At 71.3% G+C, this 7,166-nt stretch carries 6 protein-coding genes; 4 read left to right on the top strand and 2 right to left on the bottom strand.

The window, feature by feature from the left end; translation table 11 throughout:
• Window positions 1-154: 154 nt before the first annotated feature.
• Window positions 155-862 carry a phosphatase PAP2 family protein gene (locus ACJ6WD_RS39750; protein ID WP_407617664.1) on the bottom strand — a complete coding sequence of 236 codons (708 nt, stop codon included), beginning with the start codon at window positions 860-862 and terminating at the stop codon, window positions 155-157.
• Between the two features lie 222 nt (window positions 863-1,084).
• Window positions 1,085-2,089, bottom strand: coding sequence for an NlpC/P60 family protein (locus tag ACJ6WD_RS39745; RefSeq protein WP_407617663.1), 1,005 nt, complete (start codon window positions 2,087-2,089; stop codon window positions 1,085-1,087).
• Window positions 2,090-2,558: 469 nt separating this feature from the next.
• Here ACJ6WD_RS39745 and ACJ6WD_RS39740 point away from each other — a divergent pair, with 469 nt between their 5' ends.
• From ACJ6WD_RS39740 to ACJ6WD_RS39725, 4 genes are all read left to right on the top strand, one after another.
• Entirely contained in the window at window positions 2,559-2,867 is a 309-nt protein-coding gene (locus ACJ6WD_RS39740; protein ID WP_016575456.1) for a hypothetical protein, read from the top strand.
• A gap of 576 nt (window positions 2,868-3,443) precedes the next feature.
• Window positions 3,444-4,298: a hypothetical protein gene (locus ACJ6WD_RS39735; RefSeq protein ID WP_407617662.1), complete on the top strand. Its 855-nt coding sequence runs from the start codon at window positions 3,444-3,446 to the stop codon at window positions 4,296-4,298.
• Window positions 4,288-5,595 (top strand): hypothetical protein, encoded by a 1,308-nt coding sequence (locus tag ACJ6WD_RS39730; protein ID WP_407617661.1) that lies wholly within the window; start codon window positions 4,288-4,290, stop codon window positions 5,593-5,595. Before ACJ6WD_RS39735 ends, ACJ6WD_RS39730 begins: the two co-directional genes overlap by 11 nt.
• The gene (locus ACJ6WD_RS39725; RefSeq protein ID WP_233661916.1) at window positions 5,592-7,157 is read left to right on the top strand and encodes an SCO6880 family protein; all 1,566 of its coding nucleotides are present in this window, start codon (window positions 5,592-5,594) and stop codon (window positions 7,155-7,157) included. Before ACJ6WD_RS39730 ends, ACJ6WD_RS39725 begins: the two co-directional genes overlap by 4 nt.
• Window positions 7,158-7,166 lie beyond the last annotated feature (9 nt).

The raw sequence follows: 7,166 nt of genomic DNA, 5'->3' as shown, positions 1-7,166 counted from the left end.
CAGGACGTAAAGCGCAGCAGTCCTGCACACCACCCCCGCAGGCCCGTCACCGCACCCAACAGCCCCGCGCAGCGGACCACGCGCCGCAGGCGCAAACAGCACCCCCACGGCGGGAAAGCCAACAACGTGGGAACCCCACCCCGGAGGGGAACCGTCAGGCCGCCAGGTCCTGGACCGGCTCCGCAGGGACCACCGGGCCGGGCTCAGCGCCGCGCCCCGGCTCAGCGCCGCGACCCGGCGACGGGTCGTGGCCGGCCCGTACCAGGGGGGCCAGTGGCGAGCGTGCGATCGCGGCCGTCATCGGCACGAGGAGGGCTTGGGCGAGGGGGGCGAGCAGTAGGGCGACGGCCGTGCCGAGGGCGAATCCGCCGATCACGTCGGTGGGGTAGTGGACGCCCAGGTAGACCCGGCAGAACCCTTCGAGCAGCGCCAGCCCGATCCCGATCAGGCCGAATCGGCGGTGCGCGACGAAGAGGCCGACGCCGACGGCCATGGTGAGCGTGGCGTGGTCGCTGACGAACGAGAAGTCGCTCTTGCCGGGGATCAGCACCGCCAGGCCGGCGTGGTCCTTGAACGGCCGGGGTCGTTCGACGAAGCCCCGGATCGGGATGTTGGCGAGCAGTGCCAGTCCGGCGGCCAGTGGGGCCCAGAGCAGTCCGGCGATCGCGGCCGGGCCGTCCGGTCGGCGTCGTGCGACCCACCAGGCGATCAGGCACAGCACTCCGAGGGCGGCGATGATGCCGTACTCGCCGACGAACTCCATCGCGCGGTTCACCCAGTGCGGGGCGTCCTTCGCGAGGCCGTTGATGCCGTCGAGCACGTCGACGTCGGGGTTCGGCCCCTCGAATGCGAGTCCAGCCATCTAACCGTGGCCCCTTATCTTCCGCGCGCCGTGCGAGCGCCGCCTACGTGCTGCCAACCCCCGTTGCCGATCTGCGTGGCCGTCGAGCGCGTGCCGCCGCGAGCGTTGCCGTGTCCCCACGCCAGGGGAACGCGCCGTCCGCCCCCGGCGTTCCACTCTCCACGGGATGATCACCAGGACGTTATCGAAGCTTGATGCGTCACCGCAGTTCAGGACTCATGTTCACCCGCCGCTGCCGGTGGGGAGCGCTTTCGCGCCATCCGACGTCACGCGGGTGGCCCCGATGTAGTCCGGCGTGTCGATCTTGTCGAACCGGATCACCGCGCCGGTGTAGGGCGCGTTGATCATGTATCCGCCGCCCACGTACATGCCCACGTGGTGGATGGAGCGCGGGTCGTTGAGGTCGTAGGCGAAGAACACCAGGTCACCGGGGAGCAACTCGCTCCGCTTGGGGTGCGGTCCGGCGTTCCACTGGTCGTTGGCCACCCGCGGCAGTTCGATGCCGACCGAGTGGTAGGCGGCCTTGGTCAGCCCCGAGCAGTCGAACCGTCCGCCCTGGTCGGCCGTGCCGTTGCCGCCCCACAGGTACGGCGTGCCGAGCTTGCCCTGGGCGTAGTAGATGGCGGCCGCGGCCTGCTGGGAGGAGGCCACCGGGCCGACCGGGGCCTCGAAGCTCTTGGCCAGGGTCGTGATCGTCTTCACGTAGTTCTGCGTCTCGCGGTACGGCGGCACGCCGTTGTACTGGATGACGCGGTAGGCGCCGGCGTTGTACGCGGCGAGCATGTTCGCGGTGGCGTTGCCCGCCGCGTCCTTCACGTAGCTCGCCAGTTCGCAGTCGTACGAGGCGGCCGACGGGATCGCGTCCTCCGGGTCCCAGATGTCCTTCTTGCCGTCGCCGTTGCCGTCGATGCCGTGGGTGGCCCACGTCCCCGGGATGAACTGCGCTATCCCGCGGGCGTCCGCGGGGCTCTGGGCGTGCGCGTTCCACCCGCTCTCCTGGTAGAGCTGCGCCGCCAGGAGCGCCGGGTTGATGGCCGGGCAGAGCGTCCCCCACTTCGCCACCAGTGACTGGTACGCGGCCGGCACCGCTCCCTTGGCCAGCCCGACGGCGCGGCCCGTGGCACCGGCCAGCCCGGCCGCCGCCCCATACGTACCGATCACGAGCAGCGCGACCAGGCAGAGCAACAGCCCCACGCCGAGCCCACTGGCCATCCAGAATTTCCGCACCCCACAACCCTCCCCCATTCAGGCCCGGTTCACAGCCCTTTCGCCGGCCACCGCCGCGCGTTGCCTCCGCACCGCGGCGCACGGCCAGGCGCACGGGGCGCTTCGAACGGCGTGCGATTCCCGTCACATGCGTGCGCAGCCGCCCCACGGCCCCCGAAGCACCGTCTCCACCGGTCCCTTTGAAGCCCCCTCAGTTCCGCGCCCCAGCCCTTGGGGCGCCCTCATCCTCGCGCGGAGCCCACCCGCCACGACAGTCATTGCTCAGCGTTATCGCCCGTGATACACACGGTGAGACAATGGGAGGCGGCGGACGCCGGACGGGGTCGCCCGCACGACACCCGCACCGGATCCGTCAAAGAAAGCCGCCAAGTCGACATCTGATGGCGTCTTTGTCAGCGAAGATAGAGACTGGATCCGTGCCGCACCGCGCGGCACGACAACTACCCATAAAGGGGCGGTGAGTTCACACATGTTCATTGCAGCCGAAAAGGGCGACATCACCACCATCATCGGCGGAATCGCCCCGGACTGGGGACCGTTCGGCACTCTGGGCAACGAAGCCCGCGTGATGGTGGAAGTCATCATGGCGGTGGCGATCCTGCTCTGCCTCGGCATCGCCATCTGGGGCGCGGCCAAGCAGCGGATCGGCGCGACCGCGCTGCGCGACACCTTCAGCGCCGAGCAGGGCAAGGGCCTGATCGTGGCCGGCCTCACAGGCGTCTTCATCATCGGCTCGCTGGGCACGCTGTTCACCATCGTCTACGGCATGGCCGTCTAGCCGGCCGGCCGGCAGCCGCGCACCGGCACCCGACGGCCCGACACCCGGCTGCCGGACGGCCCGGGCCGCCGGCGGGACGGGCGCCACCCCCAAGCCCTGCCCGCCGCCACCGGCCAGCACACCGCGCACGTCGGCACACGCCCGTCCCGACACCGCCGCCCGTGCGCCCCCGCCCGGCCCCTCTCCGCCGTCCCGTGCCCTTCCGTACCCCCACATGTCCCGCCCCCGCCCGAGGCCCCATGCTGACGCCCCCTCACCCCGGACCGCGGGGCCCCGAGCCACGCCGTGCCCACGCCCGTCACCAGCGGGCCGGTTGGGGTGCCCGCGGCGCGGGGACAGGTGCTTGCGGAGACAAGCAGGCCGCGGCGGGCGTTCGACGGACGAGGGGCACAAACCGCCCAGAGTCCCCCATTCGCCTCTGCCGCCCAGCAACTGAGGAACCGTCACGGTGAGATGTACTCGTACCACTTCACCCGAGCCGCCGCCCGCGCAGCTACGGTCATATGAAGGCGGCACACCAACGGCACGGACGGCGAGGGCGGCAACGGCGATGGCGGCAGAGGGGGCACAGGCGCGATGAGTATCGGCGACGACGGAGGCTACGGCGACGGCCGCGGATCCGGCACGGGCCAGACCAGGACCAGACTCCCCGACGGCGAGACCGATCCGTACGCCGCCCCGCGCCGCGCCCGGGCCGGCCTCTCCAGCCGCAACCTCATCACGGTCGTCGGCGTGGTCGTCCTCCTGCTCGCGGCCATCGCCTTCGCGAACCGCGGCGGCAGCGGCAACAGCGAGACGGACACCGGCTCCACCGGCTCCACCCAGGACCAGGCCGCGGCCCAGCCCACCGCCCCCACCGGCACCAAGCCGGTCGGCGGCAAGACCGGCGGCATCCCCTCCGGCTTCCCGCAGACGGAGCAGGGGGCGCAGTCGGCGGCGGCGAATTTCGTGGTGGCGCTGTCCGGCAGCGGGATGTACCAGTCGGCCCAGCGGGACGCGCTCGTGGACGCCGTCTACACCCCCGCCGCGGCGAAGGCCCGCAAGGAAAGCCTGCGCAAGAACTACACCGACCCGAAGTTCCTCGCCCAGGTGGGACTCAAGCCCGACGGCAGCACTCCCAAGGGCATGACCTTCGTGTCCAGGGCCAACCCCATCGGGACGAAGACCGAGGCATTCGGGGGTGCCACCGCCAAGGTCTCGGTCTGGTACTCCCTCCTCTTCGGTGTCGCGGGCCAGGGGTCCCAGAATCCGGTCGCGGAGAACTGGTACACGGCCACGATGCAATTGCAGTGGGTGAACGGCGACTGGAAGGTCGCCGGATTCACGACGAGCGCCGGACCGGCTCCGGTCGGCGGGGACCAGACCGCCGCGACGGCCGACGCCATTTCCCAGGCCGTCCAAGGGTTCGGAGGGTTGACCTATGCGAGGTGACAACCGGCGTCGGATCCTTGGGATCACCTCGGCGCTGGCCGGAGTGCAGACCATCCTCGTGGTCCTTTCGGCACGCGCCTTCGCGGCGCCTTCCCCCTCCCCCTCACCGAAGCCCTCCGACGGCGCCTGCGCCCTCCTCACCGACAAGGCCAAGGAGCTGTGCGAGCAACGGAGCGGCGGCGGGACCGGGGCGTCCGATCCGGGTGGCGGCGGCCTTTCCACCAACAACCCCCTAGACCCCCTCGGTTCGCTTGCGCAGGGGTGTGCGAAGGCTGCCGCGTGGATTGTCGACAAATTGTCGGGGGCGGTGAAGGCCACCTCGCAGGTGGACTTCACCAATGCGGCGTTCCTGCGGCAGTACGCGGTGGTGTTCGCGGCGTCGACCGTGCTGACGCTGGTGTTGTGGCTGCTCGCGGTGGCCAAGCGGGCCGTGCGGGGGGTGCGGCTGACCGAGGCGATCAGTGAGGCGGTCGGGTTCCTCTGGCTGACGGTGCTGGCGTCCGCGTTCACGCCGCTGATCCTGTACACGGTGGTGTCGGCGACCGACGGGGTCACCGAGATCATCGCGAAGGGGACGGGGGCGCAGACCGACACGTTCTTCGGGGCGTTCTCGCAGGCGCTGACCAAGGGGACGGACATCGGCGGCGGCCCGATCATGCTGATCGTGGTGTCGCTGGTGTCGGTGCTGGCGGCCGGTGTGCTGTGGCTGGAGCTGGTGATCCGGGCCGCGCTGCTGTACGTCGGGGCGCTGCTGGGGACCGTGGTGTACGCCGGGCTGGTCGACAAGAACATGTGGGGCCACGTCCGCCGCTGGGCCGGGATCATGATCGCGGTGATCATGGTGAAACCGGTGATCGTGATCGTGTTGGGGATCGCCGGGGCGCTCTCCGGGGACAAGGGGCCGAACGCCTTCTCGGCCGTGGTGTCCGGGCTCGCCATCATCGTCCTGGCGATCTTCGCGAGTGCGGTGATCTACCGGTTCGTGCCGGGCTTCGGCGACGAGATGGTGTCGGCGCGGTCCAGCAAGGGCCGGGCCACCGACGGCAGCCAGGCGGCGGCCATGATCTCGTCGCCCGCGGCGCTGGTCTCGCAGGGCATCAAGACGCACAGCGCCCGCCGGTCGGGCGGCGACGGCGGGGGCGGCGCCCAGGGCGGGCAGTCCCGCCCGGCCGACGCGGTGTCCGGCGGTGTCGCCGCGCACGGCTCCCGTTCCGCCTCGACGGCGCCGGCGCCCCGTACGACCCCCGGCACCGGCGGTTCCCGGACCGGCAAGACACCTGGAGGTGAGGGGCGTTGAGCACGCCGTCCCAGCCGATCGCGCCGCGGCGCACGTACCTGATCGGCCGTGCCCGGCCCAACGCCGTCGTCGGCAAGAACCGGGAGACCGGCGAGATCACGCTGATCATCGCCGGTGCGTTCCTCGGGATGATGTGCGGGCTGCTGGTCCCGTCGCTGCCGCTGCGGATCGCCAGCCTGACGGGCTTCCCGATGCTGGGGCTGGCCCTGGTCTACGTGCCCTACAAGGGGCGCACGTACTACAAGTGGTTCGAGATCCGGCGGAGTTTCCGCCGAACCGTGCGCAAGGGAGGAGCGGTGTACCGCTCCGGGGCCATGGAGGCCGGCGTACGACTGGACGGGAGAGAAGTGGAGATCGGGCCGCCGCCCGGCATCGGGCGGATCAGTTGGCTGTCGGCGCCGTTCGGGCCGGACGAGATCGCGGTGCTGCTGCACGCCGACCGGCGGACGGTGACCGCCGCGATCGAGATCGAGGGGCCGGGCGTCGGCCTGCGGGACAGCGAGGACCAGGAGGCGCTCGTCGACCGGTTCGGCACGCTGCTCAAGCACGTCGCCAACGGGGACGGCTTCGTGACGCGGCTGCAGATGCTGGCGCGGACGCTGCCCGCCGACCCGGACGCGCACGCCAAGGACGTCGCCCAGCGGGGCGACACCAACTCCCCGCAGTGGTTGCAGGAGTCCTACGACCAGTTGCAGTCGATGGTGTCGACGTCGTCCGAGCAGCACCGGGCCTATCTGGTCGCCTGCATGCACTACACGCGGGAGCTGGCCACCGAGGCGGTCACCATGGCCCGGGCCTCGGCGGCCCAGCGCAGCGGCCTGCTGCGCCGGAAGCTGGACCGGGACGCCGGGCTGGCGGTGGTGATGGCCCGTGAGCTGACGGACATCTGCGCGCGGTTGACGGAGGCGGACATCCGGGTGCGCCAGCCCCTCGGGCAGGCCCGCCTGGCGTCGTTGGTGCACTCCATGTACGACCCGGACCACCCGATCGACCACATCCAGGCGATGAGCCGGCGCAACGCCTGGCCGGCCGAGCTGGACGCGACCGAGCCGACGTACCTCCAGGCCAAGACCCGGGAGTCGTCGACCCGGGCGCCCTGGTGCCACGCCACCGCGTGGGTCAAGGAGTGGCCGCTGACGCCGGTGGGCGTGAACTTCCTCGCGCCGCTGCTCGTCCACACCCCGGACGTGATCCGGACGGTCGCGGTCTGCATGGACCTGGAGCCCACCGAGGTGGCCATCGAGCGGATGCTGACGGAGAAGACCAACGACGACGCCGAGGCGAGCCGGGCGGCGAAGATGAACCGGGTGGTGGACCCGCGGGACGTGGCGCACCACGGCCGGGTGGACCAGCGCGGCGAGGACCTGGCGTCCGGTGCGGCCGGGGTCAACCTCGTGGGCTACCTCACCGTCTCGTCGCGCTCCCCCGAGGCGTTGGCCCGCGACAAGCGGACCATCCGTGCCTCGGCGGGGAAGTCCTACCTCAAGCTGGAATGGTGCGACCGTGAGCACCACCGGGCCTTCGTGAACACCCTGCCGTTCGCGACCGGTATCCGCCGCTAACGCCGCCAA

This window comes from Streptomyces sp. VTCC 41912 (assembly GCF_045799175.1).
Lineage (GTDB): Bacteria > Actinomycetota > Actinomycetes > Streptomycetales > Streptomycetaceae > Streptomyces > Streptomyces albulus_C.
The sequence above is the reverse complement of the archived record's forward strand: the minus strand, read 5'-3'. Positions and strand labels throughout refer to the sequence as shown.

What these genes read in the sequence shown, in the direction of transcription:
- ACJ6WD_RS39750 (WP_407617664.1), bottom strand. Translation starts at nt 862, where the DNA reads ATGGCTGGACTCGCATTCGAGGGGCCGAACCCCGACGTCGACGTGCTC.
- ACJ6WD_RS39740 (WP_016575456.1), top strand. Translation starts at nt 2,559, where the DNA reads ATGTTCATTGCAGCCGAAAAGGGCGACATCACCACCATCATCGGCGGA.
- ACJ6WD_RS39735 (WP_407617662.1), top strand. Translation starts at nt 3,444, where the DNA reads ATGAGTATCGGCGACGACGGAGGCTACGGCGACGGCCGCGGATCCGGC.
- ACJ6WD_RS39730 (WP_407617661.1), top strand. Translation starts at nt 4,288, where the DNA reads ATGCGAGGTGACAACCGGCGTCGGATCCTTGGGATCACCTCGGCGCTG.